Source organism: Streptomyces cinereoruber, from assembly GCF_009299385.1.
Taxonomy (GTDB): Bacteria; Actinomycetota; Actinomycetes; order Streptomycetales; family Streptomycetaceae; genus Streptomyces; species Streptomyces bikiniensis.
The window spans coordinates 6,226,287-6,244,073 of record NZ_CP023693.1 but is presented as its reverse complement, the minus strand read 5'-3'; the positions used below and the strand labels follow the sequence as shown (position 1 = coordinate 6,244,073).

The 17,787-nt window shown below is 73.8% G+C and carries 18 protein-coding genes; 6 read left to right on the top strand and 12 right to left on the bottom strand.

Annotated features, from left to right (window positions below; translation table 11 throughout):
• The first annotated feature begins 49 nt into the window (after window positions 1-49).
• Window positions 50-1,741 carry a BCCT family transporter gene (locus CP977_RS28155; protein ID WP_109184382.1) on the top strand — a complete coding sequence of 564 codons (1,692 nt, stop codon included), beginning with the start codon at window positions 50-52 and terminating at the stop codon, window positions 1,739-1,741.
• A gap of 33 nt (window positions 1,742-1,774) precedes the next feature.
• On the opposite strand, the gene CP977_RS28150 is transcribed toward CP977_RS28155, so the two are convergent.
• The 6 genes from CP977_RS28150 to CP977_RS28125 form a co-directional block, all read right to left on the bottom strand.
• Window positions 1,775-1,978: a type II toxin-antitoxin system VapB family antitoxin gene (locus CP977_RS28150; RefSeq protein WP_062751454.1), complete on the bottom strand. Its 204-nt coding sequence runs from the start codon at window positions 1,976-1,978 to the stop codon at window positions 1,775-1,777.
• Window positions 1,979-2,018: 40 nt separating this feature from the next.
• Complete coding sequence (locus tag CP977_RS28145) at window positions 2,019-2,519, bottom strand: methylated-DNA--[protein]-cysteine S-methyltransferase (protein WP_062751455.1); 501 nt, start codon at window positions 2,517-2,519, stop codon at window positions 2,019-2,021.
• Window positions 2,520-2,531: 12 nt separating this feature from the next.
• A complete protein-coding gene (locus CP977_RS28140) occupies window positions 2,532-4,007 on the bottom strand; it encodes an AlkA N-terminal domain-containing protein (protein WP_152371021.1) in 1,476 nt (491 codons plus the stop codon).
• Between the two features lie 86 nt (window positions 4,008-4,093).
• Window positions 4,094-4,714: an L-threonylcarbamoyladenylate synthase gene (locus CP977_RS28135; RefSeq protein ID WP_062751456.1), complete on the bottom strand. Its 621-nt coding sequence runs from the start codon at window positions 4,712-4,714 to the stop codon at window positions 4,094-4,096.
• Between the two features lie 10 nt (window positions 4,715-4,724).
• Window positions 4,725-6,143 (bottom strand): phytoene desaturase family protein, encoded by a 1,419-nt coding sequence (locus tag CP977_RS28130; protein WP_152371658.1) that lies wholly within the window; start codon window positions 6,141-6,143, stop codon window positions 4,725-4,727.
• Window positions 6,144-6,306: 163 nt separating this feature from the next.
• Window positions 6,307-7,143 carry an inositol monophosphatase family protein gene (locus CP977_RS28125; RefSeq protein WP_152371020.1) on the bottom strand — a complete coding sequence of 279 codons (837 nt, stop codon included), beginning with the start codon at window positions 7,141-7,143 and terminating at the stop codon, window positions 6,307-6,309.
• Window positions 7,144-7,401: 258 nt separating this feature from the next.
• On the opposite strand from CP977_RS28125, the gene CP977_RS28120 reads away from it, so the two are divergent.
• Window positions 7,402-8,190, top strand: coding sequence for a serine protease (locus tag CP977_RS28120; RefSeq protein ID WP_062756761.1), 789 nt, complete (start codon window positions 7,402-7,404; stop codon window positions 8,188-8,190).
• A 16-nt stretch (window positions 8,191-8,206) separates the two neighbouring features.
• Here CP977_RS28120 and CP977_RS28115 read toward each other — a convergent pair whose 3' ends face one another.
• Both CP977_RS28115 and CP977_RS28110 read right to left on the bottom strand, forming a co-directional pair.
• Complete coding sequence (locus tag CP977_RS28115; protein WP_208421203.1) at window positions 8,207-8,953, bottom strand: SDR family NAD(P)-dependent oxidoreductase; 747 nt, start codon at window positions 8,951-8,953, stop codon at window positions 8,207-8,209.
• A 42-nt stretch (window positions 8,954-8,995) separates the two neighbouring features.
• The gene (locus tag CP977_RS28110) at window positions 8,996-9,448 is read right to left on the bottom strand and encodes a nuclear transport factor 2 family protein (RefSeq protein WP_269145152.1); all 453 of its coding nucleotides are present in this window, start codon (window positions 9,446-9,448) and stop codon (window positions 8,996-8,998) included.
• Between the two features lie 159 nt (window positions 9,449-9,607).
• Between CP977_RS28110 and CP977_RS28105 the strand changes: the two genes are divergently transcribed.
• The 3 genes from CP977_RS28105 (at window position 9,608) to CP977_RS28095 (ending at window position 12,312) form a co-directional block, all read left to right on the top strand.
• Window positions 9,608-10,393 (top strand): cyclase family protein, encoded by a 786-nt coding sequence (locus CP977_RS28105; RefSeq protein ID WP_109184941.1) that lies wholly within the window; start codon window positions 9,608-9,610, stop codon window positions 10,391-10,393.
• 93 nt (window positions 10,394-10,486) lie between these two features.
• Window positions 10,487-11,206: a class I SAM-dependent methyltransferase gene (locus tag CP977_RS28100; protein ID WP_152371019.1), complete on the top strand. Its 720-nt coding sequence runs from the start codon at window positions 10,487-10,489 to the stop codon at window positions 11,204-11,206.
• Entirely contained in the window at window positions 11,203-12,312 is a 1,110-nt protein-coding gene (locus CP977_RS28095) for a DegT/DnrJ/EryC1/StrS family aminotransferase (protein ID WP_062751461.1), read from the top strand. The genes CP977_RS28100 and CP977_RS28095 overlap by 4 nt, the downstream gene beginning before the upstream one ends.
• Window positions 12,313-12,399: 87 nt before the next feature.
• Here CP977_RS28095 and CP977_RS28090 read toward each other — a convergent pair whose 3' ends face one another.
• The 4 genes from CP977_RS28090 to CP977_RS28075 all read right to left on the bottom strand — a co-directional run bounded on the left by CP977_RS28090 (window position 12,400) and on the right by CP977_RS28075 (window position 16,871).
• Window positions 12,400-13,857: an NDP-hexose 2,3-dehydratase family protein gene (locus tag CP977_RS28090; protein WP_183953246.1), complete on the bottom strand. Its 1,458-nt coding sequence runs from the start codon at window positions 13,855-13,857 to the stop codon at window positions 12,400-12,402.
• Between the two features lie 49 nt (window positions 13,858-13,906).
• Window positions 13,907-14,869 (bottom strand): NAD-dependent epimerase/dehydratase family protein, encoded by a 963-nt coding sequence (locus tag CP977_RS28085; RefSeq protein WP_152371018.1) that lies wholly within the window; start codon window positions 14,867-14,869, stop codon window positions 13,907-13,909.
• A gap of 8 nt (window positions 14,870-14,877) precedes the next feature.
• Window positions 14,878-15,501 carry a dTDP-4-dehydrorhamnose 3,5-epimerase family protein gene (locus CP977_RS28080; RefSeq protein ID WP_109184378.1) on the bottom strand — a complete coding sequence of 208 codons (624 nt, stop codon included), beginning with the start codon at window positions 15,499-15,501 and terminating at the stop codon, window positions 14,878-14,880.
• A gap of 77 nt (window positions 15,502-15,578) precedes the next feature.
• A complete protein-coding gene (locus CP977_RS28075; RefSeq protein ID WP_062751464.1) occupies window positions 15,579-16,871 on the bottom strand; it encodes an activator-dependent family glycosyltransferase in 1,293 nt (430 codons plus the stop codon).
• A gap of 256 nt (window positions 16,872-17,127) precedes the next feature.
• Between CP977_RS28075 and CP977_RS28070 the strand changes: the two genes are divergently transcribed.
• Entirely contained in the window at window positions 17,128-17,691 is a 564-nt protein-coding gene (locus tag CP977_RS28070; RefSeq protein WP_062751465.1) for a PadR family transcriptional regulator, read from the top strand.
• The last annotated feature ends 96 nt before the right edge of the window (window positions 17,692-17,787 follow it).

Here is a 17,787-nt window from a genome sequence, read left to right as displayed (position 1 = left end):
GGCGTGCCACCCCCTGATGTGCGGATATTGCGCACCATAGTGGGGTCGCATGAGCACGGAACCGAGCGAGCGCGCTCCGGCAGTCCCGGACGAACGGCACGCGCCTGACGGCAAGGTCATCGGGATCGGGGTCACGGCCGTCGTCGCGGCCGTGGCCTGGGCGGCCCTGGGCGAGGACTCCTTCGACAGCGCCTCCTCCACGGCCCTGGACTGGGTCCTCTCCAACTTCGCCTGGCTGTTCGTGGTCGCGGCGGACGTCTTCCTGGTGCTGTGCGTGGTCCTCGCGCTGAGCCGGTTCGGCCGGATCAGGCTGGGCCGGGACGACGACGAGCCCGAGTTCACGAACCTGGCGTGGATCGCGATGATGTTCAGCGCCGGCATGGGCATCGGTCTGATGTTCTACGGGGTCGGGGAGCCGCTCCAGCACTTCCTGGACCCGCCGCCGGCGAGCGGCGCCCCGGCGGGGACGGGCGCGGCGGCCCTCAACGCCATGGAGTACTCGTTCTTCCACTGGACGCTGACCCCGTGGGCGATCTACGGCATCACGGGGCTCGCCCTGGCGTACGCGGGCTTCCGCAAGGGCCGGGGGAACCGGTTGAGCTCCGCCTTCGTGCCGTTGATGGGGGCGCGCCGTGCGGAGTCCTGGCAGGGCAAGGCCATCGACCTGCTCGCGGTGTTCGCGACCGTGTTCGGGACGGCGACGAGCCTGGGGCTCGGCGCGCTCCAGGTCGCCGAGGGGCTGAACCTGACGGCGGGCGTGGAGAACACGACGGGCGTCCAGCTGGTGATCATCGTGTCGCTGTCGGCCGCCTTCGTCCTGTCGGCCTTCTCCGGCCTCCACAAGGGCGTGAAGTGGCTCTCCACGCTGAACATCGTCCTCGCGGCCTGTCTGATGCTCTTCGTCTTCCTGCTCGGGCCGACCGTCTACGTCCTGGACACCATCCCGGCCGCCCTCGGCGGCTACCTGCACGACCTGCTGCCGATGGCGAGCCGGACCGGGGCGTTCACCGACCCCGACTGGCTGGGGACGTGGACGATCTTCTACTGGGCGTGGTGGCTGTCCTGGGCGCCGTTCGTCGGCACGTTCATCGCCCGGATCTCGCGGGGCCGGACGGTCCGGGAGTTCCTGGTGGGGGTGCTGCTCGTGCCGTCGGGGGCGACGGTGGTGTGGTTCTGCGTGATGGGCGGTACGGCGATCCGGCTGGAGTCGACGGGCGCGGCGGACCTGGCGGCGACCGTGGAGGACGGGGCGGAGGCCTCGCTCTTCGGGATGCTGGAGGCGCTGCCGCTGGGCACGGTCACCTCGGTCGTCGCGATGGTCCTGGTGATGACGTACTTCGTCACCAGCGCCGACTCGGCCTCGCTCGTGATGGGGTCGCTGACGAGCCGGGGTTCGCTCCATCCGCCGACCTGGCTGGTGGTGACCTGGGGCGTCCTGATGGCGGCCGTGGCGGCGGCGCTGCTCGTGGTGGGCGGTCTGGACTCGCTCCAGACCGCGACGATCCTGGTGGCGCTGCCGTTCGTGGTGGTGATGCTGGTGCTCTGCTGGGCGCTCGTGAAGGAACTGCGGGAGGACCCGGGGGCGGGCCCGGCCCGGCACCACGCCCTGCACGGGCTGCGGGACGCGGTGCGGTCCATGGTCGGCGAGGCGATGACCGAGCAGGGCGGCGACCGCCATCCGCGGCTGCGGCGCGCGGCGCGGGCCCGCAGGGACGCGGAGCCTCCGGAGAAGGAGGACTGAGGCCTTTCCCGGGGTCCACCGGGGCGGGTGTTCTCAGCCCTGCTGCGGTTCCGGCGGGACGATCTCGCCGGTGCGCACCGGTTCGTCCCGGCCGGCGGTCCGGGCCTCGGTGCGGTGGCCGCGGGCGATGTAGTCGCGGACGATCGCCTCGACGGCGTCCTGGGGGTTGTTGATCCCCGCCAGGACCATGACTTCCACGACGAGTTCGGCGTCGAGCGCGATGTTCACCTTGGCCATGCCGGGAACCTAGCACCCCGGTGGGGAAAGGGCGTCGGGTTCAGAAAAGGAGGTCCGGCCCCGCCGTACCCGACTCGAAGGCCAGGAGCCGCCGCTTGCGGTCGAGGCCGCCGCCGTAGCCGGTGAGGCCGCCGCCGGCGCCGACCACCCGGTGGCAGGGGACGATGATGCCGACGGGGTTCTTGCCGTTGGCGAGGCCGACGGCCCGGGAGGCGCCGGGGTTCCCCAGCTCCTCGGCGAGTTCGCCGTACGTCCGGGTCTCCCCGTACGGGATGAGGCTCAGGCGCTCCCAGACGCGCAGCTGGAACGGGGTGCCGACCAGGTGCAGGGGGAGGTCGAACGCGGTGAGTTCGCCGGCGAAGTAGGCGTCGAGCTGGCGGACCGCCTCCCCGAAGGGGCGCGGGTCGGGGTCGCCGAAGGTCTCCTCGGGCGGGCGGTGGCGCTGGCCGGTCATGTGGACGCGGCTGAGGACCCCGTCGACGGCGACGAGGGTCAGCGGCTCGTACGGGCTGTCGACGACGGTGTGCTGGACGGTGGGCACGGGGTGACCTCCTCAGGAGGGCAGGTGGTTGATCGGGTGCGTGTCGGTGGCCCAGAGGTACTGGACGGCGTAGGCGCGCCAGGGGCGCCAGTGCGCGGCGCGGGCGGTCAGCGCGGCCGGGGTGGCGGGCAGGCCGAGGCCTTCGGCGGCGCGGCGGACGCCGAGGTCGCCGGGGAGGAAGGCGTCGGGGTCGCCCAGGGCCCGCATGGCGATGATCTCGGTGGTCCAGGGGCCGAAGCCGGGCAGGGCGAGCAGCCGGGCACGGGCCTCCTCGCGGTCGTCGGCGGGGCCGAGGGGCAGCGTGGCGTCGGCGAGGGCCCGGACCAGGGTGAGCAGGGTGGTGCGGCGGCTGCGGGGCAGGGCCAGGGTCTCGGGGTCGAGGGCGGCGAGCGCCCCGGGCTCCGGGAAGAGGTGGGTGAGGCCGCCCTCGGGGTCCTCGACCGGGGTGCCGTGGGCGGCGACGAGCCGGGCGGCGTGGGTGCGGGCGGCGGCGGTGGAGACCTGCTGGCCGAGGACGGCCCGTACGGCGAACTCGGCGGGGTCGACGGAGCCGGGCACCCGGCGGCCGGGGGCCGCGTCCACGAGCGGGGCGAGCAGCGGGTCGGCGCGCAGCCGCTCGTCCACGGCGACGGGGTCGGCGTCGAGGTCGAGGAGGCGGCGGCAGCGGCTGATCGCGTGGGTGAGGTCGCGCGGGTCGGTGAGGGAGAGCCGGCAGGCGATGTGGTCGGCGCGCGGGGCGAGGGCGACGACGCCGTGCCCGTACGGGAGGTTCAGGGTGCGGCGGTAGGCGCCGTCCCGCCACTCCTCGACTCCGGGGACGGCGGTGGCCGCGAGGTGGCCGAAGAGGTTGGAGGGCTCGAGGGGGGTGCGGAACGGCAGCCGGAGGGTGATCGCGCCGGGGGCGGGGGCCCGGCGGCAGGCCGGGCCGGTGGCGCGGGCGCGCAGTTCGCCGGGGGTGAGGGCGAAGACCTCGCGGACGGTCTCGTTGAAGGTGCGGATGGAGGAGAAGCCGGCGGCGAAGGCGACCTCGCCCAGCGGCATGGGGGTGGTCTCGATGAGGACCCGGGCGGTCTGGGCGCGCTGGGCGCGGGCCAGGGCGAGGGGTCCGGCGCCGAGTTCGGCGAGGAGCTGGCGCTCGATCTGGCGGGTGGACCAGCCGAGCCGCCGGGCGAGCCCGGGGACGCCCTCCCGGTCGACCACGCCGTCCTGGATGAGCCGCATCGCGCGGGCGACGGCGTCGGCCCGGACGTTCCACTGGGGCGAGCCGGGGCTGGTGTCGGGCCGGCACCGCTTGCAGGCCCGGAAGCCGGCGCGCTGGCAGGAGGCGGCGCTGGGGTGGAACTCCATGTTCTCGGGCTTGGGCGGGACGACCGGACAGCTCGGCCGGCAGTAGATCCGGGTGGTGCGGACGGCGGTGAAGAACACGCCGTCGAAGCGGGCGTCCTTCGACCGGACCGCCCGCACGCAGCGCTCGGTGTCGGTGTGCATGCCTCCATGATCGGGGGCGGGCGGGGCCGGGGCTGGCGGAAAAACGACATGGCCGTCAGGTCCGGGGGGCTGGGGCCGGGGGGCCGCTACTCGAAGCGGGTGGTGTCCCCCGCTCCCCTGCGGACGATCTCGGGCTCGCCGCTGGAGAAGTCGACGACGGTGGTGGGCTCGGTGCCGCAGTCGCCGGAGTCGAGGACCGCGTCGACCTGGTGGTCGAGCCGTTCCTTGATCTCCCAGCCCTGGGTCAGCGGCTCCTCCTCGTCGGGCAGGAGCAGGGTGCTGGAGAGCAGTGGCTCGCCGAGTTCGGCGAGGAGGGCCTGGGTGGCGACGTGGTCGGGGATGCGGACGCCGACCGTCTTCTTCTTGGGGTGGAGGAGCTGGCGCGGCACCTCCTTGGTGCCGGGCAGGATGAAGGTGTACGGGCCGGGAGTGGCCGCCTTGACGGCGCGGAAGACGTCGTTGTCGATGTGCACGAGCTGCCCGAGCTGGGCGAAGTCCCGGCACATCAGGGTGAAGTGGTGGCGGTCGTCCAGGTCGCGGATCGCCCGGATGCGGCTGATGCCGTCGCGGCTGCCCATGCGGGTGCCGAGCGCGTAGCAGGAGTCGGTCGGGTACGCGACGAGCGCCCCGTTCCGGATGCTGTCGGCGACCGTGGAGATGGTGCGCGGCTGCGGGTTGTCGGGGTGGACGTCGAAGTACTTGGCCATGGGGGCCAGTCTAATTTTCGCGGGCGGAGGCGCGCAGCCTCCGCCAGACCGCCTTGGCCGCGTTGTGCCCGGACATGCCGTGCACGCCGGGGCCGGGCGGGGTGGCGGAGGAGCAGAGGAAGACCGCGGGGTGCGGCGTGGCGTAGGGGCGGAGCGACAGGGTGGGGCGCAGCAGGAGCTGGAGGCCGCGGGCGGCGCCGCAGGCGATGTCGCCGCCGACGTAGTTGGCGTTGTGCGCGGCGAGTTCGGGCGGTCCGGCGGTGGCGCGGGCCAGGACGCGGTCGCGGAAGCCGGGGGCGAAGCGCTCGATCTGGCGCTCGATCGCCTCGGTGAGGTCGCCGCGCCAGCCGTTGGGCACGTGGCCGTACGCCCAGAAGACGTGCTTGCCCTCGGGGGCGCGGGAGGGGTCGACGAGGCTGGGCTGGGCGGTGATGAGGAAGGGGGCGTCGGGGGCGGTGCCGGAGGAGGCCTGGTTCAGGGCGGTGCCGATCTCCCCGGCGGTGGGGCCGATCTGGACGGTGCCGGCGCGCCGGGGCTCCTCGGCGGTCCAGGGGACGGGGCCGTCGAGCGCGTAGTCGACCTTGAAGACGGCGGCGCCGTACGTGTAGTGGTCGTAGTGGCCGCCGAGGCCGGCGATCCGGGCGAGGGCGGTGGGCGAGGTGTCGAAGACGTAGGCGCGGGCCGGCGGCAGGTCGTCGAGGCGCTTGACCTCGAAGTCGGTGTGGACGGCGCCGCCGAGGTCCTTCAGGTACGCGGCGAGGGCGTCGGAGATGGACTGCGAGCCGCCCCGGGGCAGCGGCCAGCCGCCGGCGTGGGCGGCGAGCGCGAAGACGAGGCCGACGGCGCCGGTGGCGAAGCCGTCGAGCGGGGCGATGACGTGGCCGACGAGTCCGGCGAAGAGCGCGCGGGCCTTCTCGTCGCGCAAGCGGCGCATCAGCCAGGTGGAGGGCGGCAGTCCGGCGAGGCCGAAGCGGGCGAGGGTGACCGGGTCGCGGGGCAGCGCGGTGAGCGGCAGCTGCATGAAGTCGGCCGCCAGGGTGTCCCACTTGCCGCGGAAGGGGGCGACGAGCCTGCGGTACGCCCCGGCGTCGCGCGGGCCGAAGGAGGCGGCGGTCTCGGCGACGGAGCGGGCGAGGACCGCGGCGGTGCCGTCGTCCCAGGGGTGGGCCATGGGCAGTTCGGGGTGCAGCCACTCCAGGCCGTACCGGTCGAGCGGCATGGTCTTGAAGACGGGCGAGCCGGCGCCGAGGGGGTGCACGGCGGAGCAGGGGTCGTGCCGGAAGCCGGGGAGGGTGAGCTCCTCGGTCCTGGCGCCGCCGCCGACGGTGGACTTCGCCTCGAAGACGGCGACGGAGAGGCCGCGGCGGGCCAGTTCGACGGCGGCGGTCAGTCCGTTGGGCCCCGCCCCCACGACGACGGCGTCGAGCATCGGCGTCCTGTGCGTCACCTGCGGGCTCCTTCGCGTCAGCCGGTGGCCGTGGATCTCAGGATAGGCGGAGGGTTACGGCGGTCTCACCGCGCCCCGAGGGGGGTCCGTACGGGCACGGCGGGCCCACCGCCTCCCGAGGGGGGTCCGTACGGGTGCGGCGGGCTCACCCGCCCCCGAGGAGGGTCCGTATGCGTTCGGCGGTCGCCGCGTCCCGGGCCGCGGTGAACGGCAGCGCGTTGTCCCCGGTGATCCGGAACGGCTCCCCGGCGACCGTGGTGTCCGCGCCGCCCGCCTCGGCGACCAGGAGGAGTCCGGCGGCGTGGTCCCAGGCGTACTCCCAGGAGAAGGCGACGCCGGCGAGGGTCCCGCGCGCCACGGCGAGGTATTCGAGTCCGGCGGAGCCGCAGGGGCGGGGGCGGACGCCGTCGGTGACCAGGCCGAGCAGGGCGCGCTTCTGCTCCGGGGTGGTGTAGTCGGGGTGCGAGGAGGCGACCTCCAGGACCTCGCCGGGGGCGGGCGAGCCGGAGCGCAGCGACTCGCCGTTCAGCGTGGCGCCGCGGCCGCGCACCGCGACGGCCATCTGCTCCAGGGCGGGCGCGTACGTCCAGGAGGCGAGGACCTCGCCGTGGCGGGCGAGGGCGACGAGGGTGCAGAAGGCGGGGTCGCCGTGGACGAACTGGCGGGTGCCGTCGACGGGGTCGACGATCCACACGGGCGCGTCGCCGCGCAGCGCGTCGTAGACCGCCGGGTCGGCGTGGACGGCCTCCTCGCCGACGACCACGGAGCCGGGGAGCAGCGCCGTGAGGGAGGCGGTGAGGTGGGCCTCGGCGGCCCGGTCGGCGACGGTGACCAGGTCGTGCGGGCCGTTCTTCTCGACGATCTCGTGGGTGGCGAGCTGGCGGAAGCGCGGCATGATCTCGGCGGCGGCGGCCTTGCGGACCGCCTCCTCGACCTCGGTCGTACCGCCGCCGAGGACGTGCTCAAGGAAGTCTTCGATCATGTGTCCAGCCAACCACAGCGCTCTGACAACCGGTACGGCGCACCCGTCACCGACCGTTTCCCCGGGTGCCGCGGCCGGTCCCGAACGCCAGTCCGGTCGCTCTGCCCGGGTGACCGGAGCCCGTCCGGTTCGTTGATGCCGACGCGGGCCGGTGAGCGTGCAGAGGAAACGTCTTTGCACATCGGCGGCCCCGGAGAAGACGGTGTCGACGGTTCGGAGTTCTCCATGGGACGGGCGCGGGGATGGGCGCGGAGGTTCGTGGCCGCGGTCGCGGGCGCGGTGATGGGCGCGAGTCCGCTCGGGATCGCGCCGGCGTACGCGGTCGTCGGCGGCCAGGAGGCCCGGCCGCACCAGTACCCGTTCATGGCGGGGCTCGTGGACCTGAGGGAGCGCCGGGTGATGTGCGGCGGGGCGCTGATCGGCGACCGGTACGTGCTGACCGCCGCGCACTGTCTGACGGGCTCGTACGGCAGCACGGCCCGGGTGGGCGTGCTCCTCGGGGACCACGACCTGACGACCGGGTCCGACAGCCCGCACGCGCTCCTCGCGTCCCCGGCCCGGTTCCTGACGCACCCGGAGTACGACCCGGAGACCCAGCGGAACGACATCGCGCTCGTCCGGCTGGCCGAACCGGTCGCGTCCGGCCCGGACGTGCGCCCGGTCGCCCTCCCCGCCGCGTACGCGCACGGCACCTTCGACAGCACGCGGGTCGAGGCCCCGGGCTGGGGCGCCACCTCGTTCGGCGGGCCCACCTCCGACGTGCTGCGGACGGTGACCCTCGGCACCATGAGCAACCGCACGTGCGCGTCCCGGGGCATGTCCGGGGTGACGCCCGCCCAGCTCTGCACGTACGCCCCCGGCCGGGACACCTGCCAGTACGACTCCGGCGGCCCCCTCGTCCACACGGCGGGGCAGCGGCCCCACCTGGTGGGCCTGGTCTCCTACGGGCGGGGCTGCGCCACCGACACCCCCGCCGTGAACACCCGCGTCTGGTCGTACCTCACCTGGATCGAACGGGTCACCGGGATCCCGGCCCGCACCTCGTGAGGGCGGCCGTCCCCGGTCAGGTGAGGGTGAGGCCGCCGTCGACGGGGACGATCGCCCCGGTCGCGTACGAGCCGCCCGGTTCGGTCAGCGTGGTGATCCACCACGCCACCTCCTCGGGCGTCGCCACCCGCCCGGCCGGGATGCGCTGCCGGATCTGGTCGAGGAAGTACTGGTACTGGGCGTCGGACATGCCGACGCGCTGCCCGATGCCGGTGTCGGTGACGCCCGGCGCCACCGAGACCACGCGGATGCCGCGCGGTGCCAGTTCGACCGCCCACGCGCGCGTGAACTGGTTCAGGCCCGCCTTCGCCGCCATGTAGACCGCGTTGTCCGGGAAGCCCTGGGTGGTCAGCGAGGCCGCCGTGCTGACGTTGACGATGGTGCCGCCCGTCTCCTCCAGCGCGTCCAGCGCCGCCCGGGCGAGGAACGCGGGCGCCACCAGGTCCGTGGCGAACTGCCGCTCCACGGCGTCCCGGTCGAGCTTCGCCAGCGGCGCGAAGGAGCCGGTCGCCGCGTTGTTCACGAGGACGTCCAGGCGGCCGAAGGCGCGCAGCGCGGCCTCCACCACCCGCTCGCCGGCGCCGGGACCGGTCACGTCCGCCACCAGGGGCCGGATGTTCTCGTGTCCGGCGGCGGTCTCCTCCAGCGTGGCCGCGGTGCGGCCCACCACGAGGACCCGGTCGCCGCGCTCCGCGAACCGGAGGGCCGCCGCGCGGCCGATCCCGGTCCCACCACCCGTGATGATCACTGCTCGTGTCGTCATGGCGGCGACCGTACGGTCCCGGGCTCGAGACGGGGTCGATCCTCAGCCGTGCGGCCGGTCGTCGCGGGTGACGACGCGCTCCGCCACCAGCAGCTCCCCGTCCCGGCGCACCAGCCGGTCCCGCATCACGCAGGACAGCTCGATCCGCGGCGCCCCGCCGCGCGGGGTCGCGAGGATCTCCACGTACGACACCGCCTCGGCCCCGTCGGCCGCCGGCCGGACCGTCGTCATCGTCACCCAGTGCCGGTGGACCTCCCCGGCGGCGGCCCGGCCCGCCACGGCCGCGCGGGCGCCCGCCTCGATGCCGTCCCGGCCGCGCACCGGCTCCGTCATGGACGGGGACGCGAAGGACGCGTCGGCGGTGAAGGTGCGCGCCCAGGCGGTGGCGGCGCCGCCGTCCAGGAGGTGCATGTGCCGGGCGTAGAAGCGTTCGACGGCGGCGGCGTCGATGCCGGTCGCGGTTCCGTCGGCGTGCGTGCGGGGCGGGGTGGTCACGGTGCCTCCAGGTGCGGTGGTCGTCGTCGGGGGCCGAGTCTGGCGGAGCCCCGTCGAGACCGGCTCGACCCCGGGGCCGCGACCGGCCGTGTCGAGCCGTCTTCCAATGCCTTTTGAGCGGGGGCCGCGAGGCTGGCCGCTGTCGCTCAGGAGGTGACCGTGCGCATCATTGACCTGTCCTCGCCGGTGGACGCCGACTCGTTCGAACCGGACCCCGTGGTCCACGAGGTGCTGACCCCGCGCGAGGGCGCGCTGCACATGGCCGAGGAGATGCGGACCCACTTCGGCCTGGAGTTCGACCCCGACGACCTGCCGGACGGCGAGTTCCTCTCGCTGGACCGCCTGAGTCTGACCACCCACACCGGCACCCACGTCGACGCGCCCTCCCACTACGGCTCCCGGACCACGTACGGCACCGGTGTGCCCCGGCACATCGACGCGATGCCGCTGGACTGGTTCCTCGGCCCCGGGGTCGTCCTCGACGTGCGGGGCCGGGAGGCCGGCGTCGTCGGGGAGGCCGACCTGCGCAAGGAGCTCGACCGGATCGGGCACGTCCTCGCCCCGCGCGACATCGTGGTGCTGAACACCGGCGCGGACGCCTGGGCGGGGACGCGGCGGTACTTCACCGACTTCGTGGGCCTCGACGCGGGCGCGATCGCCTTCCTGCTCGACGCGGGCGTGAAGGTCGTCGGGACCGACGCGTTCAGCCTGGACGCGCCGTTCGGCACCATCATCGACACCTACCGGCGCACCGGCGACAGGGCCGTGCTGTGGCCCGCCCACGTCGCCGGCCGGCACCGGGAGTACTGCCAGGTCGAGCGGCTCTCCGGGCTCGGTCTGCTGCCCGCCCCGACCGGCTTCCGGATCGCCTGCTTCCCGGTGAAGGTGGCCGGCGCGGGCGCCGGCTGGACCCGTGCCGTCGCGCTCGTCGACGAGACCCCCTGACCCGCCCGGGGCTCCCCCGGTCCCTCCCGCACCCCCTGCTCCGGCGGCGTGCCGACCCACGCCGCGCACCGCAGCCGACCCGAGGAGAAACGCATGTACAGCACGGACCTCGCCGAGGTCTACGAGATGGTGTACCGCAGCCGCGGCAAGGACTGGGCCGCGGAGGCCGAGGCGGTGGCGGACCTGGCGCGCGGACACGCCCCGGACGCCGACTCGCTGCTCGACGTGGCCTGCGGCACCGCCGCCCACCTGGGCCCCTTCGGCAAGCTCTTCACGACCGCGGAGGGGCTGGAGATCGCCGCCCCGATGCGTGAGCTCGCGCTGCGCCGCAGGCCCGGACTGACCATCCACGAAGGGGACATGCGCGACTTCGACCTGGGTCGCACGTACTCGGTCGTGACCTGCATGTTCTGCGCGATCGGCTATCTCGGCAGCATCGAGGAGATGCGCTCGGCGATCGCGTCGATGAGCCGGCACCTGGAACCGGGCGGCGTGCTCGTCGTCGAACCCTGGTGGTTCCCCGAGCAGTTCTCCGAGGGCTTCGTCGCCGGCGACCTGGCGCGCGAGGGCGACCGGACCGTCGCGCGGATCTCCCACTCCACGCTCCAGGGCCGGGCGACCCGGATGGAGGTGCGGTTCCTCGTCGGCGAGCCCGGCGGCATCCGCACCTTCACCGAGATCGACGTCCTGACCCTCTTCACGCGCGAGGAGTACGAGTCGGCCTTCCGCGACGCCGGCTGCTCCGTCGCGTACCGGCCGGGCGACCCGACCGGCCGCGGCCTGTTCGTCGGCGTCAAGGAGGGCGGGCGATGACCACGTACGTCTGGGACTACCTTCGGGAGTACGCGGCGGAGCGCGAGGAGATCCTCGACGCCGTCGACGCCGTCTTCCAGTCCGGGCGGCTCGTCCTCGGCGCCTCCGTCGCCGGTTTCGAGGAGGAGTTCGCGGCCTATCACGGCGTGGAGCACTGCGTGGGCGTGGACAACGGCACCAACGCCATCGTCCTCGGCCTCCAGGCCCTCGGCGTGAAGCCCGGCGACGAGGTCGTCACCGTCGCCAACACGGCGGCCCCGACCGTGCTCGCCATCGACGCGGTCGGCGCCGTCCCGGTCTTCGTGGACGTGCGCGAGGAGGACTACCTCATGCGCACCGACCAGCTCGCCGGCGCGATCACCGAGAGGACCGCCGCGATCGTCCCCGTCCACCTCTACGGGCAGTGCGTGGACATGGCGCCGGTCACCGAGCTCGCCGCCCGGCACGGCCTGAAGGTCCTGGAGGACTGCGCGCAGGCCCACGGCGCCCGGCACCACGGCCGGCTCGCCGGCACCATGGGCGACGCCGCCGCCTTCTCCTTCTACCCGACGAAGGTGCTGGGCGCGTACGGCGACGGGGGCGCCGTCCTGACCCGCGACGCGGACGTGGCGGCGGCCCTGCGCCGGCTGCGCTACTACGGCATGGAGGAGCGGTACTACGTTGTCGGCACCCCGGGACACAACAGCAGGCTCGACGAGGTCCAGGCGGAGATCCTCCGCCGCAAGCTCCGGCGGCTCGACTCCTACGTCGAGGGCCGTCGCGCCGTGGCGCGCCGCTACGCGGAGGGGCTGGCCGGCACCGGCCTGGTCCTCCCCTCGAACGCGGTGGGAAACGATCACGTCCACTACGTCCACGTGGTCCGCCACCCGGAGCGGGACCGGATCGTCGAACGCCTCAAGGACTACGACATCGAGCTGAACATCAGCTACCCGTGGCCCGTGCACCGCATGACCGGCTTCGCCCACCTCGGCTACGCGGAGGGCAGCCTGCCGGTGACCGAGCGGCTGGCGGAGGAGATCTTCTCGCTCCCGATGTACCCGTCCCTGCCGCCGGACACCCAGGAGAAGGTCGTCGCGGCGGTCCGCGAGGTCGTCGCCGGTCTCTGAGCCGGCGCCCCGGTCCCGTCCGGGCCCGGAACGCGCGTGTCCCGGTGGGCTCCCCGCCCACCGGGACACGCGCGCGTGCGGCCGGGCTCAGCCGGCGTGGTACAGGCTGTGCAGGCAGGCGATCAGGCTGCGGGCCTGCACGTTGACGTAGTGGCTGTGCCGCAGCAGCTCCGACAGCTGGTGCAGGGTCACCCACCGGTGGGCGGGCGACGCGGTGTCCTGGCCGTCCGGGGCCTCGACGACGAGGTACCGGTTGAGCGCCCGGTGGAACCGGCCGCCCTCCTCCGAGAGGACCGTGTCGTACCGCACGGCCCCGGGGTCCGCGTCCAGGACCGTGTCGAGGAACCGGGGCAGGGAGCCGTCCGGGAGGCCCGCGTAGCTCTCCGGCACGCACTGCACGGTCGGTCCCAGCTCCACCACGTCGGTGAACCCCGGCTCCACGCGCGCGTGGACCAGGACGTGCAGCACCCCCTCGATCCGCCGGACCAGGAAGGCGATCACCCCCCGGCCCGCCGGCGCGATCATCGGCTGGTACCAGTGCCGCACCTCGCGCCCGCCGGCCTCCACCCGGACCCCGATGACGTCGAAGAAGGCGCCGTCGTCGTGGCGTATCCGGTCCTTGTCGCGGGTCCAGCCGGTGAGGGCGTCCAGGGGGATCCGGCCGACCGTCAGGTCCTCGCCGGCCCGCCGGTCGGTGATCCAGCCGAGGATCTCCTCCATGGTGTGGAGGCTGTCCGCGGCGGGGTCGCCGGAGCGCCGGAGCGCCCGCCGGAAGGGGTCCGGGTCGTCGTCCGCGTCCGTTCCGGGGCCGGTGAAGGGCAGGCAGGACAGTACGGTCCGCATGTCCATGTTGACGACGTCCTCGCGCCCCAGCAGCTCGTGGATCTGGCCGATCGTCAGCCAGCGGTGGCCCTCCCGGGCCTCGACCGGCTCCGGCAGCTCCACCACCATGTTGCGGTTGCGCTTGCGGTGGAACCACGAGCCCTGCTCCGACTGGCGCACGTCGGCGAGGACGCCCGGCCGCCGGTGCGCGTCGAGGAAGTGCTCCACGTACGGCACGGCCCGCCCCCGGTGGACCCGCGTGTAGTTGCTGCGGGTGGCCTGCACGGTCGGGGAGACCTGGAGCCCGTTGGCGTTGCCGGGTTCGACCTTGGCCTGCACGAGGGCGTGCAGCACCCCGTCGATCCTGCTCACAAGCAGGCCGAGGATGCCGATCTCGGGCTGGAGGATGATCGGCTGCGTCCACCGGGGCACCGGCGCGCCCGGGTGCTCCACCTCCACTCCGTGCACGGTGAAGAAGCGGCCGGTGTGGTGCCGGAGGTCGCCGGTGGCCGGGTCGGTGACCCAGCCGTCCAGCTCGTCGAGCCCGACCCGTTCGACCTTGGTGTAGGCCCTCCGGGCGTGCTCGGCGAACCAGTCGGGGAAGTCGGAGAGGTCGCCGAGGGGCCCGGTGGAGCGCAGCCGGGCGGAGTCGTCGATCCGCCGTGCGATGTCCGCCCGCGAGCCCCGTGCGCCGGGGTGCGGGGCGGGAAGGGGGGCGTTCACCGGGGCCTCCTCGGGCCGTTCCGTCGGGTTCTCCACGCGTGCGTCCGGTTCATCCGGTGCCTCCCGGCGGTTCGGCGGCCCCGGCCGCCTCCCACATCGCCCGCAGTGACGCGTCGAGGGGGATCAGCGGCCGCCAGCCGAGGAGGTCGGCGGCCAGGCGGATGTCGGCGCAGGTCCAGCTTCCGCCCTTGCTGGTGACCTTCGCCGGGCGCAGCCGCACGGCGGCGGGGTCGATCCCCGACACCTTGACGAGGACGTCGACGAGGTCGGCCATGGGCACCGCCTCCCCGCGTCCGATGTTGACCACCCGGCTCCGGCCGGGCGCGGTCAGCGCCGCGACCGCCGCACCGGCCAGGTCCCGCACGTCGACGAAGTCGCGGCGGGCGGCGGCGACGTCGAGGGTGAGCGTCCCGCCCGGGGCGAGGGCGCGCAGCCGCTGCGCGACGACGCCGAGGAAGCTCGCGGTGGTGGTGTGCGGTCCGCAGACGTTGACGGCCCGCAGGACGAGCGCGTCGATCCGGCCGGCGCGCGACTCGGCGAGCAGGTGCTCGGAGCCGGCGCGCTTGGTGGCGCCGTACGGGGTGAGGGGGCCGGGGACGTGGTCCTCGCCGATGAGGACGCCGTCCTCGACGGGGCCGTACTCGTGGATCGAGCCCATCTGGACGACGCGCAGCCGGCGGCCGGTCGCGGCGCAGCCGGCGGCGAGCCGGCGCGGCAGGTCGACGTGGGCGCTGCGCATCTTCTCGGCGGTGGTGCCCCAGCCGCCGGTGGCGTTGACGACCGCCGTGACCGCGTGCGCGTCGAGGAGCGCGGCGAGCCGGCCGGGCCCGGCGGCGGCGACGTCGAGGGGGACGAAGGCGTGGGCGCGGGTGTGCGGGGCGGGGCGGCGGGCGACGGCGAGCACCCGGTGCCCGGTCCGGAGGAGTGCGGCGCAGACGGTGCGTCCGACGGATCCGGTGGCGCCGAGCACCGCGACCGTGCCGGCGGGTCCGTCCTTGAGGTCGGTGTCCATGGGAGCGCTCAGCGCGGGGCGCCGGAGCCGGAGGACCAGAGCCGGTCCTCCACCGCCCGGGAGGCCGCGTAGTCGGGGAGGATGCCCTTGTCGCGGGCCTCGGCGAAGGAGAGGGCCTCCCGGTCCCGGTCCGACTGGACGACGTCGAGGCCGGTGGGGAGGGCGATGCCCAGGTCCTCGTCGAAGACGTCGAGGGCGAGTTCGTGCTCGGCGACGTAGGCGCCGGTGAGCATGTACGACATCACGGTGTCGTCCTCCAGGGCGACGAAGGCGTGTCCGACGCCGACCGGGAAGTACGAGGCGCGGAAGTGGACCTGGTCCATCTCGACCGCGTCCCACCGGCCGAAGGTGGGCGAGCCGACCCTCAGGTCGACCACGACGTCGACGGCCCGGCCGCTCGCGCAGTACACGTACTTGGCGGTGCCGGGCGGGGTCGCCGTGAAGTGGATGCCGCGGATGGTGCCGCGGCGGGAGACGCTGTGGTTGGTCTGGGCGACCGGGAAGCCGGGGCGGCCCAGGGCCTCGGTGAACGCCTCCTGCTGGAAGGGGGAGACGAAGAGGCCGCGCTGGTCGGCGAATCGGCGGGGGGTGAACTCGTACGCACCCTCGACCTTGAGACTTCGGACCTGCATCGTTCGGTTCACCGTCCGGGGGGTAGTGGGGCTCGTCGGGGGTTCCGGGGGCGCCGCCGGGTCCGCGGCGGGGCCGGTCACCGGCGGCGGTGCTCGACGGCGAGCCGTTCCAGGGTGGGAACGACCTGCGCCGGAGCCGGGGCGGCGAGCGCCTCGCGCCGGAGGGCCATGGCGTTGCGCTTGAACTCCGGTTCCTCCAGGAGCCGGACGAGGAGTTCGCGCAGGCCCTTGGCGCTGAGCTTGCCCGGCACGTAGAGGCCGGTGCCGTGGGCTTCGAGGTGGCGGGCCTTGTTGATGGTGTCCCAGACGCCGTCGACGACGATGAGCTGGGGGACGCCGTGGATCATCGCGGTGCCGAAGCTGCCGGCGCCGCCGTGGTGGATGACCGCGTCGCAGCTCGGCAGGAGCGCGTCGAGCGGCACGAAGTCGACGGCCCGGACGTTGTCCGGGATCGTGTCGAGGTCCTTGAGCTGGTTCTCGTTGAGAGTGGCGACGACCTCGACGTCGTCGAGGCCGGCGACCGCCTCCAGCAGGTCCCCGATGGAGGCCCGGTCGCTGCCGAGCACCTCGCGGTGGGCGACGCCGAGGGTGAGGCAGACCCGGCGGCCGTGCTCGGGCGGCTCCTGGAGCCACTGCGGGACCGTGGACTGGCCGTTGTACGGCACGTACCGCATCGGCACGTAGTCCAGGTCGACGGGGAAGCGCATCGACCGGGGCATCGGGCAGACGGTGAAGTCGCCGGTGACCGCGGCCTCCTCGAAGGAGGCGCCGTGCCGTTCCAGGCTCCAGGTGAGCCATTCGCGGAGCGGGTCGTCGCGCTGCTCCGGGGGCCGGGAGGCGAGCTGTTCCAGGAAGGTCTGCCGCATGTTGCCCGCCAGGTCCATGCCGAACAGGACGCGGCCGTGGGCAGTGCCGGTGGCGATCGCGGCGATGGCGCCCGCGAAGGTCATGGTGTCCCAGAGGACGAGGTCGGGCTTCCAGGAGCGGCAGTGCTCGACCAGCTCGTCGACCATCCGGTCGGAGCAGCAGTTCTGGAAGACGACGGAGGTCATGGCGGTGAACACGCCCAGGGTGTAGTCCCAGGTGAGGCGTTCCGGGCGGGTCTCGCTCATGTCGAGGCCGACCTGGGCCTGGCTCTCCAGCTGGTCGACGTCCTGTCCGATGTTCTCCTGGGTCTCCTGCATCTGCTCGTCGAGGTGGAGCTCCTCGCCGACGCCGACGGCGGTGAGCCCGGTCTTGGTGATCTCCTCGGCGAGGTCCGGATGGCTCGCGATCCGGACGTCGTGTCCCGCGGCCCGCAGGGCCCAGGCCAGCGAGACCTGCGCGTGCATGTGCGACTTGGCGGCGAAGGTGGTGAAGAGTACCCGCATCCCTACCCCTGTTCCGGCGAAGACCTGTCTGTGTCCGACGTCCGCACCACCCTCGGGCCACGGCCTCGTACGGCGGTCGAGAGTCGTTGCAGGGGGACTCGACCGGGGGCCCTCGCGCGGTTCCCAGCGGTACCTGCCTCATGGAGAACAGCAGGTCATGCACTACCGTGGAAGGCGGTCGGCGGACTCCGGCCACGAGCGGAGTGCCGGTTCCGGTCCCGCGCCGGAACCACTTCGGACATGCAGCAGGGAGACCATGTCAGCCACACGATTGCTGGTCCTCGGGGTCATGCGGATGCACGGCAAGGCGCACGGCTACCTGGTCCGCTCCGAGTTGCTCTCCTGGGGCGCGGACGAGTGGGCCCACATCAAGTTCGGCTCGATCTACCACGCGTTGCGCCAGCTGGCCAAGGAAGGGCTGCTGACCTTCACGGACATCCCCGACTGGCCGGGCCGGGTGGACTACGAGATCACGCCGGCGGGCGAGGAGGAGCTCCTCAGCCTGCTCCGCGACGCGCTGAGGCAGGGCAACAACCGCCCGGACATGCTGGGGGCGGCGGTCGTCCTGCTGCCCTCGCTGCGCCGTGAGGAGGCGATCGCCCTGCTGAGGGAGCGGATCTCCTCGCTCTCGGCCAAGCAGGGCGGGGTGGCCGACCGGGTCGACGAGACGGCGAGCGAGCAGCCGGACCGCGCCCACGTGCGGGAGCTGATCGGGCTGTGGGAGCACAGCGCCGCCAGTCAGGTCGAGTGGGCCCAGGGGCTGATCGACCGCCTGGAGGCGGGCGCATACGTGATGTACGGAGAGAATCCGGCCTCCTGAGGCCGCGGGGGCGACCCCGCCTGTGGATCAACCGGACGCGAGATGGTACTCAAGTTTGTGCACCCATGGTGCCGGACCCAGGAGGACATCACCGTG